Source organism: Klebsiella sp. K-Nf6 (assembly GCF_002806655.1).
Lineage (GTDB): Bacteria > Pseudomonadota > Gammaproteobacteria > Enterobacterales > Enterobacteriaceae > Klebsiella > Klebsiella variicola.
Genome location: NZ_PIBN01000003.1, coordinates 247,865 through 263,605, shown reverse-complemented (window position 1 = coordinate 263,605; position 15,741 = coordinate 247,865). Strand labels below are relative to the sequence as shown.

Sequence of the window (15,741 nt, the reverse complement as noted above, 5' to 3'; positions counted from 1 at the left end):
ACTCATAAAAGGAATCCCTATGTCCTCTCCGCAGGCTGATAAAGCCGGGCTCCATATTTTACTTAAGCTGGCAGCGCTGGTGATTATCCTCGCCGGGATCCACGCCGCCGCCGATATTCTGGTGCAGCTGCTGCTGGCGCTGTTTTTCGCTATTGTTCTCAACCCGCTGGTCAGCTGGTTCATTCGCCGCGGGGTGCGCCGTCCATTCGCCATTACCCTGGTAGTGACAGCGATGCTGGTGATGCTCACCGCGCTGCTTGGCGTACTGGCGGCGTCGCTCAATGACTTCGTCGCCATGCTGCCCGATTTCAACCGCGCAATGACACGCAAGATCCTCCAGCTCCAGGAGTATCTCCCCTTCCTTAACCTGCATATCAATCCGGAGCGCATGCTGCGGCGCATGGATTCAGAACGGCTGATGACCTGGGCCACGACGCTAATGACCCAGCTTTCCGGGGCGATGGCCAGCATCGTGCTGCTGGTGATGACGGTGATCTTTATGCTGTTTGAGGTTCGCCACCTGCCCTACAAACTGCGCTTTGCCCTCAATAATCCTCGCCTGCATATCGCCGGACTGCACCGGGCGCTGAAAGGCGTCACCCATTATCTGGCGCTGAAGACGCTGATTAGCCTGTGGACCGGGCTGATTGTCTGGCTGGGGCTGCTGGCGATGGGGGTACAGTTCGCCCTGATGTGGGGGGTGCTGGCGTTTCTGCTGAACTATGTGCCGAACATTGGCTCCGCCATCTCCGCTATCCCCCCTATGCTGCAGGCGCTGCTGTTTAGCGGCATTTATGAGTGCCTGTTGGTCGGGGCGCTGTTTCTGGTGGTGCATATGGTGCTGGGCAACATGGTGGAGCCGCGCATGATGGGCCACCGGCTGGGGATGTCGACCCTGGTGGTGTTCCTGTCGTTGCTGGTCTGGGGCTGGCTGCTGGGGCCGGTGGGGATGCTGCTCTCGGTGCCGTTAACCAGCGTCTGTAAAATCTGGATGGAGACCACCGTCGGGGGCAGCAAGCTGGCGCTCCTGCTCGGCCCGGGGCGTCCCAAAAGCCGGCTCCCCGGCTAGCGGCGTTTGACCGGCCAGAAGATCGTTAATACGCCGGCGACGATGATTGCCACGCCCAGCAGCGATTGCCAGTAGAACGGCTCATGCCAGCCGGGCAGCCAGATGGCGGCGGCCCACACGAGGATATAGCTCAGGCTCAGCAGCGCATACGCTTTCGACAGCGGCAGGCGATGCAGGGCAAAGTACCAGCAGACCATCGACAGCAGGTAGCCCAGCAGGCCGAAAAACAGGCCGAAGGTACCTGGCTGAAAATGCAGCAGATGTTGGATAAATACCAGAATATCGGTCAGCGGCGGCAGGGCCACCATGGCGCTGCGCAGCAGGAGCTGCGCGGCGCTGACGAGGCCGACACTGAATAATGCCCAGAGAAAGCCCATCAGACGCTGGTCCCCAGAATGACGATGCCCACGACGATCAACCCGACGCCAAACCAGTGACGACGGGCGACCGGCTCATGCCAGATACCCCAGCCCGCCAGGGTAACCCAAACGAAGTTCAGGCTCAGCATTGGGTAGGCGATGCTGACCGGAATAGACTGCAGGACGCTCAGCCACAGCAGCATGCCGCAGCCGAGGCATAACAGCGCCATCCCCAGCCAGAAGAGTATATGGCGACTCCGCCGTCCGCGACGGGACGGGCGGGTCGCCTGTTTCTGGCAGAGTTGTCCGGCGCAGCTCAGCAGGCTGGCGAACACCAGACAGATCCAGACACTCATTGCGGCAGGTACTGAAGGAAGACCACCCGACCCAGCTCGTAGGCGTTATCCGGTTTCGGTAACGGTAAGTCGACCATACTCTCTCCTTTATCCATCAACAGCACCAGCGAGACCGGCCCCTGCTGACGATGCGTGGCCAACCAGTCAGTGAACCCGGCCTGGCTGACAAAGCTTCCCTGAGCGTCCGGCCAGTCGAGACCGTACTTCAGCTCACCCTGTTTGTCGAACATAATAATATCGCTGCGCTTCAGCTCCCAGGCCAGGCCACCGGCGATCCCAACGTTGTTGGTCAGGACGTAATGGCTGGGCTGCAGGGACTCGCTCACAATATCCACGAGGAACTGCGGCTGTTTGCTGTCGATAACCCGGTCCGGGATAGCGAAGCCCACCAGCAGCGCCAGGCCGAGCGGACAGAGCGCGGCGAGGCTCCAGCGGCGGCCAGGGTTTTTCATCGCCAGCCAGCCCATCAGCGCCCAGACGGCGAAGGCGATCGCCGCCAGCAGACATTTATACAGCTCAATCTTGCTCCACACCGGCTTGTGCATCACGCCCCAGGGAGAGACTACCAGCACGGCGACCAGCCCCAGCAGGCCAAATCCCAGGTTGATCATACCGTTGATGCGCAGCGCTTTCGCGCCGGTTTTCGCCGCCTCCAGCGCGTAGCGGGCCATCAGAATCGACAGCGGCACAAAGCACGGCAAGATATAGGTCGGCAGTTTGCCTTTGGCGATACTGAAGAACAGGAACGGCATTGCCACCCAGCCCAGCAGGTATAGCGCCCCTCGCGCCTCATCGCGCTCGCGCCAGCCGCGCTTCAGCGCCCCCGGCAGCAAGGCCAGCCACGGCAGGCTGCCGGCAATCAGGAACGGGATGTAGTACCAGAACGGCGCTTTGTGCTGGGCATCTTTTTCGGCAAAACGCTGAATATGCTCGACCCAGAAGAAGTAGCGCCAGAAGTCCGGCTCACGCTGGGCGATAGCCAGCCCCCAGGGCAGCACCACCAGCGTACAAACGACCACCGCCAGCCAACCGTAGGTCAGCACTTCACGCCAGCGTTTACGGGCGATCACCCACGGCAGAACGCCCACCACCGGCACCGCCAGCGCAAGGAAGCCCTTGGTCATCACCCCCATACCGCAGGCGACGCCCAGCAGCACGTAGCCCAGTATTTTGCCGTTGCGGGTCTGCGCCTGCGTCGCGCCCCAGAAGCTGCACATCGCCAGCGCCAGCCACAGGGTGATCATCGGGTCCAGCACCGCATAGGTGCCGATGCCGTAGACCAGCAGGGCGGTAAGGAAGATAACCGGCGACAGGACGGCTACCCGCTTATCGCGAAAGATCCGCCACGCCAGCCAGGCCACCAGCACAGCGGTCATGGTGATGGCGAAGACCGACCCAAAGCGTACGCCGAAGTTATTATGGCCAAACAGCCACTGACCGATACTGTTGATCCAGTAACCGGCAATCGGCTTTTCGAAGTAGCGCAGCCCGAGAAAATGCGGCACCACCCAGTCGCCGGTGGCCAGCATTTCACGACTGATCTCCGCGTAGCGGGTTTCATCGGGTTGCCAGAGCAAACGGAAATTGAGCGGCAGCAGGTAATACAGCGCAAACAGCGCAATCAGAGAGACGCCATAGCGAATGCTTTTCATCAAACACCCGAAGTCAGTAATTGTTCACGTCCGAGCCAGCCTTCCCGGCCAGCCAGTTCACCCCGAACCACTTTGCCAGACGGCAGCTCGCTAAAGTCAGCGGGCAGCAGCTGGCTCAGTGGGCAAAACTGAATTTCTTCTTCCGCCGCCATGGTCAGCAGTTCATCGAACTGATCGGCGTAGGCAATACCTTCCACTTCGGCGTGAATGGTATAGACCGGCACGCCCGTGTCGCGATGGATGCAATCCAGCAGGTAGCGGTTAAAGCCAGCGATATCGACCGCCGTGCCCACCGCCTCGTCCCAGGTCGGCAGCGTGACTGGGATCTGCACCGTACCGGACGTGCCGCTACCGAGCTGGGGCAGAAACGGCCGCGTGCCGCGACAGTCGCTGTTGTAGAGAAAATCGAAGGATTCTTTGGCTTTGACTACCCGCTGATCGGCGCGCCAGCCGGCGACAGCCGAGCAGGTGACCGGACGGCCGATAATGCGCTCGAGCTCCAGCAGACCGCGCTCAACCTCCAGCGTTAACCGCTCGGGCGGCCAGACGCCGCTCCACGCCTGCCAGCTGTAATGATCCCAGGCATGCAGCCCGACTTCATGAGACTCGGCGGTCGCGCGGATCACCGCTTCGTTACCCGCGCCGATGCGGCGTCCCGGCCAGGCGGTGCCGGCCAGCAGAATATCCCAGCCGTACAGCGAAGCCGCTCTGGAACGCAGCATCTTCCACAGAAACTTCGGTTTTATCAGGCGCCACAGATGGCGCCCCATATTGTCCGGCCCGACGCTGAAGAAGAAGCTTGCCTGAATCCCGTGCTGGCCCAGCAGGTCCAGCAGCCGCGGAACGCCGTCCCGCGTTCCGCGAAAGGTATCGACATCTATGCGTAAGCCGACCTGTTTCATGGATTTTTATCGTCCACCAGTTCAACCGTGCGCAGGAAGAAGTCCAGCGTATGCTCAACGGTCTCTTCCATCTCGACGGTCGGTTCCCAGTTCAGGCAGCGTTTGGCGTTGCGAATGCTCGGCTTACGATGCTCAACATCCTGGTAGCCCTTCCCGTAGTAATCGCTGCTTTCCACTTCACGGAAGCCGGCAAACGGCGGGAAGCGATCGCGCAGCGGATGGCGTTCGAAGCAGGCGAGCAGCATTTCGGCCAGCTCTTTGATACTCGCTTCGTTTTCCGGGTTACCGATGTTGATGATCTGCCCGTCGCAGCGGCCGTCTTTGTTCTCGATGATGCGGAACAACGCTTCGATACCATCGCTGATATCGGTAAAGCAGCGCTTCTGCTTGCCGCCTTCGATGAGCTTGATCGGCGACCCTTCCACCAGGTTGAGGATCAGCTGGGTGATGGCGCGGGAACTACCGATACGCGCGGCGTTGAGGTTATCCAGGCGCGGACCCATCCAGTTGAACGGACGGAACAGGGTGAACTTGAGATCGTACTTATCGCCGTAGGCCCAGATCACGCGATCCAGCAGCTGCTTGGAAACCGAGTAGATCCAGCGCTGTTTGTTGATCGGCCCGACCACCAGGTTGGAGGTATCTTCGTCGAAGTTTTTGTCGGTGCACATGCCGTACACTTCAGAGGTCGACGGGAAGATGATGCGCTTATTGTATTTCACGCAGTCGCGGATGATCTTCAGGTTCTCTTCGAAATCCAGCTCGAACACGCGCAGCGGGTTACGGGTGTATTCGATCGGGGTCGCGATGGCCACCAGCGGCAGCACCACGTCGCATTTCTTAATGTGATATTCGATCCACTCGGAGTGAATGCTGATATCGCCTTCCACGAAGTGGAAACGTGGGCTCTCAAGGAAACGGCTGATGGCGTCGGAGCCGATATCCAGGCCGTAAATTTCATAGTTGTCGTCCTGCAGCAGGCGCTCGGTCAAATGGTTACCGATAAAGCCATTGACGCCGAGGATCAGCACGCGGGTGCGACGCTTAATCGCCACCACCGGTTTGCTGCTGATCACTGCCCCGGACACCAGGCCAAGCGCCTGCGCCAGCTGAGTGCCCTGCATGTACACACCGCGTTCGGTCTGGCCGGTGACAATTTCCAGCGCCCCGTCCTGACACGCCACGATCAGCGGCGCAACGGAGATAACGGTGCCCGGTTTGGCTGCCGGCAGATCGCGGCGTACACGGGATTTCCAGACAATAAATTTGTTTGCGCCGGCGTAGCCGAACGCGCCCGGCCACGGGTCAGAGACGGCACGCACCAGATTGTGCAGCGTCTGCGCCGGCTGCTCCCAGTCGAGGCGGCCATCTTCCGGGGTACGACGCCCCACGTAGGTCGCCTGGCTGTGATCCTGCGGGCGCTCTGTGGTTTTTCCTTCAAGGATAGCCGGCAGCGCCTGGCCCAGCAGCTCAGTGGCAGCGGTGCACAGCTTACGATGCAGCGCCAGGGCGGCGTCATCCGGGCCAATCGCCACGGTTTGCTGGGCGACGATATCGCCGGCATCCGCGCGGTTCACCATGCGGTGCAGGGTCACGCCGGTTTCGCTTTCGCCATTGACCAGCACCCAGTTCAGCGGCGCACGGCCACGATATTTCGGCAGCAGCGAACCGTGCAGGTTAAATGCCCCTTTCGGCGCCAGATTGAGGATCTCATCGCCCAACAGGTTGCGGTAGTAGAACGAGAACAGCACGTCCGGCTTCATCTCGCGGATACGCTCAATCCACAGCGGATGGTTCACGTCTTCCGGCGCCCACACCGGAATGCCCTGCTCGGCAGCAAGGCGCGCCACGGAGCCAAAGAAATGATTTTCGCCAGGGTTATCCGGGTGGGTGAAAATAGCAGCGATATCATACCCAGCGTCCAGCAGGGACTGGATACCTGTGCAACCCATATCGTGATAAGCGAAGACTACGGCTTTCATGAACGATCTTCCTCTTTAGATGCCGTTTCCGGCTGGCGAACAACACGTTGAATAAAGTAGCGGGGACGAGCGCGAACGTCGTTATAGATGCGTCCGATATACTCGCCGAGCAGGCCCATACCGATAAACTGGGCGCCGATGAACATAAACAGCACGGCGAAGAGCATGAACACCCCTTCCGCCGCCCACTGCGGGCCAAAGGCCAGACGCAGTACTACCAGCATCAGGCCGAAGGCGAAGCCCAGCAGGGCAATCACGCTGCCGAAAATACTGAGCAGACGCAGCGGTGTGGTGGTCAGACAGGTCACCAGGTCGTACATCAGGTTAATCAGGCGCATAAAGCTGTATTTGGAGTCGCCGAATTCGCGCTCGGCATGCATCACCGGGATCTCGACCGCGCGCCGGGCGAAGGTATTCGCCAGGATCGGGATAAAGGTGCTGCGCTCGTGGCAGTTGAGCATCGCGTCGATAATATGGCGGCGGTAAGCGCGCAGCATGCAGCCGTAGTCGCCCATCGCTTTGCCGGTGGTGCGCTGGATCAGGCGGTTAATCATCTTCGAGGCGCTTTTGCGGAAGATGCTGTCCTGACGGTTCTGGCGGACGGTGCCCACCACGTCGTAGCCTTCATCAGCCTTCTCTACCAACCGCGGAATTTCCTCCGGCGGGTTTTGCAGATCGGCATCAAGGGTAATAATCAGATCGCCCGTCACATGGCTGAAGCCGGCCATGATCGCCGAGTGCTGGCCGTAGTTACGGTTTAACAGTACAGCAACGACGTGACTGCCTTCCGCCTCAGCGGCTTCGGTCAGCATGCGCGCGGAATCGTCGCTGCTGCCATCGTCGATCAGCAGAATTTCATATTGCCGCCCCAGCGTGGCGCAAGCAGTATCCGTACGACGAAGCAGTTCCGGCAGGCTATCCTGTTCGTTATAAACCGGGATAACCACCGAAACCTTCTTCACGGGAGGGTATGTAAGCATATCAACGTCCTGACAGCTGGCGCAGTGCGGAAATAACGCGAGTGACATCGTCATCGGTCATGTCCGGGAACAACGGGAGAGAACAGATGCGGGCGCTGTTCCATTCGGTATTCGGCAGGGAAACCTCAGGGAAGCGCTCGCGGTAATATTTTTGCGTATGAGCCGCACGGAAATGCAGACCCGTACCGATACCCATCGCCTTCAGTTTTTCCATCAGCGCGTCGCGGCTGATGCCGCATGCGGCCTCATCGACACGGATGATAAACAAGTGCCAGGCGTGCTGGTGATCCCATGCCGGGACGGTCAGCGGTTTAAACGGCGTGTCCGCCAGCTCGCGCAGGTAGCGCTGGGCAATCTCCGTCCGGCGCTGATTGGCGTGGCTCAGTTTTTCCAGCTGGACCAGCGCCAGAGCGGCGTTGATATCGGCAAGGTTGTACTTAAAGCCCGGGGTGATCACCTCCGCCTGCGGCGCGCGGCCGTGGGTCTGACGATCATAAGCGTCCACGCCCAGACCATGGAATTTCAGACTGCGGATGCGGGAAGCCAGCTCGTCGTCGTCGGTGACAATCAGCCCGCCTTCGGCGCAGGTCATGTTTTTGATCGCGTGGAACGAGAAAATGGCGGTCCCCTGCCAGCCAATGTGGCGGCCTTTATAATGGGTGCCCGCCGCATGGGCGGCATCTTCGATCACCGGAACGCCATGGCGCTCGCCCACCGCGCGAATGGCGTCGATGTCGGCTGGCGCGCCCGCATAGTGCACAGGAATTATCGCTTTGGTACGCGAGGTGATCGCCGCTTCCACAGCCTGCGGGGTAATCATCAGATTGTCGTTATCGACATCGATCATCACCGGCGTGGCGCCCAGCAGGCAGATCATATTGAGAGTAGAGACCCAGGTCTGGGAAGGGGTAATGACTTCATCGCCGGGGCCAATACCCAGCGCCATCAGGGTCACATGCATCCCGCCGGTCGCTGAACTGACGGCAATCGCGTGGCGGTTGCCGGTCAGCTGGCAGAATGCCGCTTCGAGTGCCTGATTCTTCGGTCCGGTGGTGATCCAGCCCGACGCTAAAACTTCACGCAGCGCAGCCAGCTCTGCGTCGCCCATCGACGGGCGCGAAAACGGCAAAAAATCGCTCATCATCATCCTGTTCTGTAGATGACCCACGCACAAATCAGGGTCGTTAGAATAAAATATCCTGCGCCTGCGGACTTAAACGAAATTAAAATGAAGTGAGTTCAGCGCGGCATTCCATTTCAGGGTATTTCGACCACTATTAATGTAGTCGACCTTGCTTAGGATAATATTAAGAAATTAATATTTTCCCAACACAAGTAATAACTCATTATTAAACAGTATGATAGGATTTTTTTATGGCAGGGGTATGACAGAAAAGCGTTCCTGTTAGCGGGGACAAACAGGAACGCAATAGCAGAAAGTAAACGGAGATTAAACCAATACACAATACTTTAATTAGCGATCGTCACGCTTAATGACAAAAAGTTAGCGCAGATCACAAATTTATTTCTGCTGAATTACAAATTTGCAGGGAAATCAGCTGGCAATTCACTTGCCGGGCAATTAATGACCTCGTCATTATCGGCACCACAGTCGCGAATGAAGGTGATGGTGGCGAACTCGTCAATCACTTCCGTCGGGTAGGCCGGGCCGGCATCACGGTACGAATTCATCAGCGGAATATGGTCGTTCTGGAAGCAGACGGTTTTTTCCGGGTTATTCATGATCCAGCGCGGGAAGAAAATGGTGCCGTGGAACAGTTTGTCGCCCAGGTTGACGATCAGGCTGACGTCGGTGCCGGTCGGTTCGGTCCAGGAGATTTTGTAGATACTTTCCCCCACCCGCACAATGTACGCTTCCTGATCTTTCACCCAACGATTGCCGACGATGCCGCTGTGAATACGGTAGTCGAGGGTGTGGCCATTTTTGACGTAAATCTCGTAGTTCCAGCCGTTGTCGTAGGTGTAGACCAGATGTTTACCGATAAAGCCGCTGAGGTCATGTTTGTCGAAAGTGCTCATCATTTATTCTCCTCTGTTTCGTTGAGGACAGCATACGTCTTTAAAAAATGAATGAATAACGCTATGTTTGGATTAAATATATCCAAATTTTAGATTGATTATGCACAAGACAACCCTGGAGCAGTGGGCGTTACTCGAAAAGGTAGTGGAATTGGGGAGCTTTGCCAGAGCGGCGGAGGAGACCAACCGCAGTCAGTCTTCGGTGAGCTATAATCTCGCGCTGCTGCAGGAGCGCTTAGGTGTGGCGCTACTGGCGCCGTCCGGCCGGCGGGCGGTACTCACCCCCGCGGGTGAACTACTGCTGAATCAGGTCAAACCGCTCCTGCAGGCCTTTGCCTACGTCGAGACGCACGCCGCCACTCTGCGCAACGGGGCGCGCACTCGTCTGGATCTGGTGGTCGACAGCATTTTCCCTCGCCAGCGACTGTTCGCCATTCTGCGCCAGTTTCAGCAGCGCTATCCGCAGACCCAGGTCAGACTCACCGAAGTGCTGGAAAACCTTGATGACGAGCGCGCGGCGCGGACGGAAGCCGATGTGATGGTGCTGACCCGCCGCCAGGATATTACCGGCCGCGGAGAGTGGCTGATGAATATTGATTTCATTGCCGTCGCCCACCGCGACCACCCTCTTGCCGCGCTCGATGGGCCGCTGGAGGATAGCGCGCTGGCGCCGTGGCCGCTGGTGCGCATTGCCGATCAGACCGGCGATGGCCAGGCGACGCGTGACGCCTGGACCTTCTCCACCATTGACGCCGCCATTGATGCGGTGATGTATCAGGTCGGGTTCGGCTGGCTGCCGGAGGAGCGCATTCGTTCCCATCTCGACCAGGGCGTGCTGAAGCGGCTGCCCCTCAGCCACGGCGCGCGCCGCGCGACGCCGCTGCATCTGATCGTCAAGCGGGACCTGGCGCCGATCGACGAACAGGTGGCCACGCTGCTGGGCTTATTCCGGGCGCCCTGAGAGGCGCAGGCGGCGTTTACCGCCTGCGCGTAATGATACGATTTTCTTATACTTTCCGGCGCAATATTGATCCAGGTTACTCCCAAAGTATGATGAATCACTAAAATCGTCATACTTTCCTGTCGCTGAGATCGCTGTCTTGTCTATTATCCGCCTCACCCTGCTGGCGCTGGTCGCCTGCGTCCCTCTGCTGGCTCAGGCCACGCCGCACCAGTTCACCACCGCCTGGCCGGTTAACGTCGGTCCGCTGAATCCGCATCTCTATACGCCCAACCAGATGTTTGCCCAAAGCATGGTCTATGAACCGCTGGTGAAGTATCAGGCTGACGGCAGCGTACAGCCCTGGCTGGCGACCCGTTGGCGTCACGCCGCCGATGGCAAAACCTGGTGGTTCACCCTGCGCGACGATGTGACGTTCTCCAATGGCGAACCGTTTAACGCCCAGGCCGCGGCGGCCAATTTCCAGGCGGTGCTGGCCAACCGCCAACGCCATGCCTGGCTTGAGCTCGCCAACCAGATCACCGACGTGCGGGCGCTCAGCGCCACTGAGTTGCAGATCACCCTGAAAAGCGCCTACGCGCCTTTACTCCAAGAGCTGGCCCTGCCCCGTCCGTTCCGCTTTATCGCCCCCTCGCAGTTTATCGATGGCGGCACTGCCAGGGGCATAAAAGCCCCGATCGGCACCGGACCGTGGCGGCTGGCAAGCTCGCAGCTCAATCAGCGCGATGTGCTGGTACGCAATGAGCGCTACTGGGGTAGCAAACCGGCACTGCAGCAAATCACCATCAAGGTGATCCCCGATGCCACCAGCCGGGCGGTGGCGTTCGAAACCGGGGAAATCGACATGCTGTACGGTGACGAAGGGCTGCTGCCGCTGGATACCTTCGAACGCTTTCGTCATCACCCCGGCTACGTGGCTCGTCTGTCCGCCCCGGTGGAAACGGTGATGCTGGCGCTGAACGCCAGCCAGGGCCCGACCCGCGAGCAGGCGGTTCGCGAGGCGCTCAACTACGCCGTCGATAAACAGACCCTCGTCGATAGCGTGTTGTATGGCACCCAGCAGGTTGCCGACACTCTGTTTGCCCCCTCGGTCCCCTACGCGCCGCAGGATCTGACGCCGCGCCGTTACGACCCGGCAAAAGCCCGCGCCCTGCTGGAGCAGGCTGGCTGGCAGCAGCCGGATGGCCAGCCCTGGCGACAAAAAGCCGGGCAACCGCTGGCGATTGAGCTGGCGTTTATCGGCACCGACGCGCTGGCCAAATCGATGGCCGAAATTATTCAGGCCAATCTGCGGCAGGTTGGCGTCCAGGTCACCCTGGTGGGTGAGGAGGAGAGCAGCATCTACGCGCGCCAGCGCGAAGGCCGCTTCGGCATGATCTTCAATCGCACCTGGGGCGCGCCCTACGATCCGCATGCCTTTTTAAGCTCGATGCGCGTGCCGTCGCATGCGGATTACCAGGCCCAGCGAGGGCTGCCGGATAAGGCGCTGATTGATAAAGAGATTAGCGAGGTGCTGACCACAGGGGACGAAGCACAGCGGAGAAAACTGTACCACGATGTGCTGACCCGCCTGCATCAGGACGCGGTGTATCTGCCCATCAGCTATGTCTCGCTGATGTCGGTTGCGCACCAGGAGGTCGGGGAGATCCCGTTCGCCCCGGTGACCACCGAGATCCCTTTCGATCAGATTAACCCGGTAACGCCATAATGCTACGCTATATTTTACGCCGCCTGCTGCTGCTGATCCCGCTGCTGCTCGCCGCCTCCGCCATCATCTTTCTGCTGCTTCGGCTCGGCACCGGCGACCCAGCGCTGGATTATTTACGCCTGTCGAACCTGCCGCCCACTGAAGAGATGGTTGCCTCGACCCGCGAGCTGCTGGGGCTCAACCAGCCGCTCGCTATGCAATATCTGCACTGGCTGTGGCGGGCGCTGCACCTGGATTTCGGTCTCTCCTATGCCACCCAGCGTCCGGTCCTGGATGACCTGCTGCACTTCCTGCCTGCCACCCTGCTGCTCACCGGCGCGGCGCTGGCGCTGATCCTCGTCACTTCCCTGCCGCTGGGCATCTGGGCGGCGCGCCATCGCGATCGCCTGCCGGACTATGTCGTACGGTTGATTGCTTTTCTCGGCGTCTCAATGCCGAACTTCTGGCTGGCCTTTCTGCTGGTGATGCTCTTTTCCGTGCATCTGCAGTGGCTCCCGGCGATGGGGTATGGCGACTGGCAGCACCTGATATTGCCCGCCGTCTCCATCGCCTTTATGTCGTTGGCGATCAACGCCCGCCTGCTGCGCGCCAGCATGCTGGACGCTTCCAGCCAGCGTCACGTGATGTGGGCGCGCCTGCGCGGATTAAGCGATCGCCAGGTGGAACGGCGGCATATCCTGCGCAACGCCACCTTGCCGGTGGTGACCGCCATGGGCATGCACATTGGCGAGCTGATCGGCGGCACCATGATTATCGAAAATATCTTTGCCTGGCCCGGTGTTGGCCGCTACGCGGTTTCCGCCATTTTCAATCGCGATTACCCGGTGATCCAGTGCTTTACCCTGATGATGGTGACGGTGTTCGTGCTGGCCAATCTGGCGGTGGATGTGCTTAACGCGGCGCTCGACCCGCGCCTGCGCCGCCACGAGGAGGTGAGCGCATGAGATGGCTACGAAGTTTTCGCTGGCCGGTAAAACTGGCCATGCTGGTTATCGCGCTGTTGGCAGTCATCGCTATCGGCAGCGGCTGGTGGCTGCCCTGGGATCCAGCGGCGATTGACCTTCAGCAGCGGCTGCTGCCGCCGGGTGAAGCGCACTGGCTTGGCACCGATCATCTCGGCCGGGATATTTTCTCACGCCTGCTGGCCGCCACCCGCGTTTCGCTGGGGGCGGTGATGGCTTGTCTGCTGCTGGTGCTGCTGATCGGTCTGGCGGTCGGCGGCAGCGCCGGGCTGCTGGGCGGCCGTGCCGACCGCGGCCTGATGCGCCTCGCCGAACTGTTTATGACCTTTCCGACCTCGATCCTGTCTTTCTTTATGGTGGGGGTGCTGGGTACCGGGTTGACCAACGTGATCCTCGCCATTGCGCTGTCGCACTGGGCCTGGTATGCCAGAATGGTGCGTAACCTGGTGGTTTCCCTGCGCCAGCGCGAATTTATCCTCGCCGCCCGACTGAGCGGCGCCAGCCAGTGGCGGCTGTTCAGCGACCATCTGGCCGGGGCGGTGATCCCCTCGCTGCTGGTGCTCGCCTCGCTGGATATCGGCCATATGATGCTTCACGTGGCCGGCATGTCGTTCCTCGGTCTCGGCGTCAGCGCGCCGACGGCGGAATGGGGGGTAATGATCAACGACGCCCGACAGTATATCTGGACCCAGCCGCTGCAAATGGTCTGGCCGGGGCTGGCGCTGTTCATCAGCGTGATGGCTTTTAACCTGCTGGGCGACGCGCTGCGCGATCGTCTCGATCCCCACCTGATCGCGGAGCATAGCCACTGATGCCGCAGAAGATCCAACTGGAACAGATCTCGCTTGCCGCCGACCGACCGCTGGTCAGCGACGTTTCCTTCACCCTACGCCGCGGGCAGGTGCTGGCGCTGCTCGGCAGCAGTGGCTGCGGAAAATCGCTGACCTGCGCCGCCGCGCTGGGCATGTTGCCGCCCGGCGTCAGGCAAACCGCCGGACGCGTGCTGCTCGACGGCATTCCGGTGCACGGCGAACAGCTGCGCGGCACAACTATTGCCACCATCATGCAAAACCCACGCAGCGCCTTTAATCCACTGCAGACCATGGCCGCGCACGCCCGGGAAACCTGCCGGGCAGCGGGTCGCGAAGCGAATGACGCCGTGCTGCTGGCAGCGATGGAAGAAGTGGGTCTGGACAACCCGCGGGCGTTGCTGAAGCGCTACCCCTTTGAGATGAGCGGCGGCATGCTGCAGCGGATGATGGTCGCTCTCGCCCTGCTCAGCCGCGCGCCCTTTATCATCGCCGACGAGCCGACGACCGATCTCGATGCCATCGCCCAGGCGCGCATCCTCGATCTGCTGGCGGATATCGTCGCCAGACGCGGTCTGGGGCTGCTGCTGGTGACGCATGACATGGGCGTCGTAGCGCGGCTGGCGCATCACGTGACGGTCATGGAGAACGGTCGCCTCGTTGAACACTGCGATGTGAATACGCTATTCAGCGCCCCGCGGCACCCGCTCAGCCAGCGCCTGCTGGCCGCGCATCTGGCGCTGTACGGGCTGGAGAAAACACCATGAATTTACTCAGCGCTACCGGGGTGAGTCACGATTACCCCCACCACGGCAGGGTCCTGCACGAGATCCAACTCGCCATCGCCCCCGGCGAAACGGTGGCCCTGCTCGGACGCAGCGGCTGTGGGAAAAGCACCCTGGCGCGGATGCTGGTGGGTCTGGAAACACCGCAGCACGGCGATATTGCCTGGCGCGGCACGCCGCTGCCCGCCCTGAAGGGCGAGGCCATCGGTGCCTTCCGTCGTGACATTCAGCTGGTGTTTCAGGATGCCTTTAGCGCGGTGAATCCGCGCAAAACGGTGCGCGAGATCGTCAGCGAGCCGCTACGCCATCTGTTACGCTTGTCGCGTGAGGCGCGTGCGCGGCGGGTGGAAGAGATGCTGCTGGCCGTCGACCTCGCGCCGTCGCTGCTCGATAAGCGCCCGGCGCAGCTCAGCGGCGGACAACTGCAGCGCGTCTGCCTGGCACGCGCCCTGGCGGTGCGGCCGCAGCTGTTGATCCTGGATGAAGCGGTTTCGAATCTTGATCTGCTGCTGCAGGCGGAAATTATCGCCCTGCTGAAGCGCCTGCAGGCGCAGTTTGACACCGCCTGCCTGTTTATCACCCACGACCTGCGGCTGGTCGAGCGCTTTTGCCAGCGAGTGCTGGTGATGGAGCACGGGCGCATCGTCGAAACCGCGACGGTCAGCTTACCGCTGCGCCTGCACTCCCCTGCCGGACAGGCGCTCCAGCAAGCGGTGCTCCCCCCTTTTCCTGCCACTCTGCTAAACGAGGCCATGCCATGCAGCGCGTAACCCTGACCCTTGATGATGACCTGCTGGCCGCCCTCGATGCGCTCAGCGCCCGCCGTGGCTACCACAATCGCTCGGAGGCGGTACGCGATATTCTGCGCGACGCCCTCAACCAGGATCCTGCGTCGCCGGAATCACGGCGCGGATATGCCGTCCTGTCGTATGTGTATGAACATGAGAAACGCGAACTGGCGAGCCGGCTGGTGGCCACCCAGCATCATCATCACGATCTCTCCGTCGCCACGCTGCATGTACATATCAGTCATGACGACTGCCTGGAGATTGCGGTGCTGAAAGGAGACATGGCCGAAGTACAGCATTTTGCCGACGACGTGATTGCCCAGCGCGGCGTGCGCCATGGGCATTTGCAGTGTTTAGCGGATGAAAATTAAAACGATGGCGAGCTGCT

16 protein-coding genes are annotated in these 15,741 nt (G+C 60.5%); 8 read left to right on the top strand and 8 right to left on the bottom strand.

Going from position 1 to position 15,741, the window contains the following annotated elements:
• Nucleotides 1-19: 19 nt before the first annotated feature.
• On the top strand, nucleotides 20-1,069 hold the full coding sequence (locus tag CWM61_RS07630) for an AI-2E family transporter (protein ID WP_100631018.1): 1,050 nt from the start codon (nucleotides 20-22) through the stop codon (nucleotides 1,067-1,069).
• On the opposite strand, the gene arnF is transcribed toward CWM61_RS07630, so the two are convergent.
• The 8 genes from arnF to CWM61_RS07590 form a co-directional block, all read right to left on the bottom strand.
• Nucleotides 1,066-1,446 carry a 4-amino-4-deoxy-L-arabinose-phosphoundecaprenol flippase subunit ArnF gene (arnF, locus tag CWM61_RS07625; RefSeq protein WP_074387023.1) on the bottom strand — a complete coding sequence of 127 codons (381 nt, stop codon included), beginning with the start codon at nucleotides 1,444-1,446 and terminating at the stop codon, nucleotides 1,066-1,068. The genes CWM61_RS07630 and arnF overlap by 4 nt on opposite strands.
• Nucleotides 1,446-1,784, bottom strand: a complete 339-nt coding sequence (gene arnE / locus CWM61_RS07620; protein WP_004202083.1) for a 4-amino-4-deoxy-L-arabinose-phosphoundecaprenol flippase subunit ArnE — start codon at nucleotides 1,782-1,784, stop codon at nucleotides 1,446-1,448. Before arnE ends, arnF begins: the two co-directional genes overlap by 1 nt.
• Nucleotides 1,781-3,436 (bottom strand): lipid IV(A) 4-amino-4-deoxy-L-arabinosyltransferase, encoded by a 1,656-nt coding sequence (gene arnT / locus CWM61_RS07615; RefSeq protein WP_100631017.1) that lies wholly within the window; start codon nucleotides 3,434-3,436, stop codon nucleotides 1,781-1,783. The genes arnE and arnT overlap by 4 nt, the downstream gene beginning before the upstream one ends.
• Complete coding sequence (gene arnD, locus CWM61_RS07610) at nucleotides 3,436-4,338, bottom strand: 4-deoxy-4-formamido-L-arabinose-phosphoundecaprenol deformylase (RefSeq protein ID WP_074387021.1); 903 nt, start codon at nucleotides 4,336-4,338, stop codon at nucleotides 3,436-3,438. Before arnD ends, arnT begins: the two co-directional genes overlap by 1 nt.
• A complete protein-coding gene (arnA, locus tag CWM61_RS07605) occupies nucleotides 4,335-6,320 on the bottom strand; it encodes a bifunctional UDP-4-amino-4-deoxy-L-arabinose formyltransferase/UDP-glucuronic acid oxidase ArnA (protein ID WP_074387020.1) in 1,986 nt (661 codons plus the stop codon). The genes arnD and arnA overlap by 4 nt, the downstream gene beginning before the upstream one ends.
• Nucleotides 6,317-7,300, bottom strand: coding sequence for an undecaprenyl-phosphate 4-deoxy-4-formamido-L-arabinose transferase (gene arnC / locus CWM61_RS07600; RefSeq protein WP_074387019.1), 984 nt, complete (start codon nucleotides 7,298-7,300; stop codon nucleotides 6,317-6,319). Before arnC ends, arnA begins: the two co-directional genes overlap by 4 nt.
• Nucleotide 7,301: 1 nt before the next feature.
• On the bottom strand, nucleotides 7,302-8,441 hold the full coding sequence (gene arnB, locus CWM61_RS07595; RefSeq protein ID WP_061153055.1) for a UDP-4-amino-4-deoxy-L-arabinose aminotransferase: 1,140 nt from the start codon (nucleotides 8,439-8,441) through the stop codon (nucleotides 7,302-7,304).
• A gap of 395 nt (nucleotides 8,442-8,836) precedes the next feature.
• Nucleotides 8,837-9,343 carry a phenolic acid decarboxylase gene (locus tag CWM61_RS07590; protein ID WP_012540376.1) on the bottom strand — a complete coding sequence of 169 codons (507 nt, stop codon included), beginning with the start codon at nucleotides 9,341-9,343 and terminating at the stop codon, nucleotides 8,837-8,839.
• A gap of 97 nt (nucleotides 9,344-9,440) precedes the next feature.
• On the opposite strand from CWM61_RS07590, the gene CWM61_RS07585 reads away from it, so the two are divergent.
• From CWM61_RS07585 to nikR, 7 genes are all read left to right on the top strand, one after another.
• Nucleotides 9,441-10,301, top strand: coding sequence for a LysR family transcriptional regulator (locus CWM61_RS07585; protein WP_061153054.1), 861 nt, complete (start codon nucleotides 9,441-9,443; stop codon nucleotides 10,299-10,301).
• Nucleotides 10,302-10,440: 139 nt separating this feature from the next.
• Nucleotides 10,441-12,009, top strand: a complete 1,569-nt coding sequence (nikA, locus tag CWM61_RS07580; protein ID WP_100631016.1) for a nickel ABC transporter substrate-binding protein — start codon at nucleotides 10,441-10,443, stop codon at nucleotides 12,007-12,009.
• Nucleotides 12,009-12,953 (top strand): nickel ABC transporter permease subunit NikB, encoded by a 945-nt coding sequence (nikB, locus tag CWM61_RS07575; RefSeq protein ID WP_061153052.1) that lies wholly within the window; start codon nucleotides 12,009-12,011, stop codon nucleotides 12,951-12,953. Before nikA ends, nikB begins: the two co-directional genes overlap by 1 nt.
• Nucleotides 12,950-13,783 (top strand): nickel ABC transporter permease subunit NikC, encoded by an 834-nt coding sequence (gene nikC, locus CWM61_RS07570; RefSeq protein ID WP_074387016.1) that lies wholly within the window; start codon nucleotides 12,950-12,952, stop codon nucleotides 13,781-13,783. The genes nikB and nikC overlap by 4 nt, the downstream gene beginning before the upstream one ends.
• Entirely contained in the window at nucleotides 13,783-14,547 is a 765-nt protein-coding gene (locus CWM61_RS07565; RefSeq protein WP_100631015.1) for a nickel import ATP-binding protein NikD, read from the top strand. Before nikC ends, CWM61_RS07565 begins: the two co-directional genes overlap by 1 nt.
• Entirely contained in the window at nucleotides 14,544-15,335 is a 792-nt protein-coding gene (gene nikE, locus CWM61_RS07560) for a nickel import ATP-binding protein NikE (protein ID WP_100631014.1), read from the top strand. Before CWM61_RS07565 ends, nikE begins: the two co-directional genes overlap by 4 nt.
• Complete coding sequence (nikR, locus tag CWM61_RS07555; protein ID WP_048330886.1) at nucleotides 15,323-15,724, top strand: nickel-responsive transcriptional regulator NikR; 402 nt, start codon at nucleotides 15,323-15,325, stop codon at nucleotides 15,722-15,724. The genes nikE and nikR overlap by 13 nt, the downstream gene beginning before the upstream one ends.
• Nucleotides 15,725-15,741 lie beyond the last annotated feature (17 nt).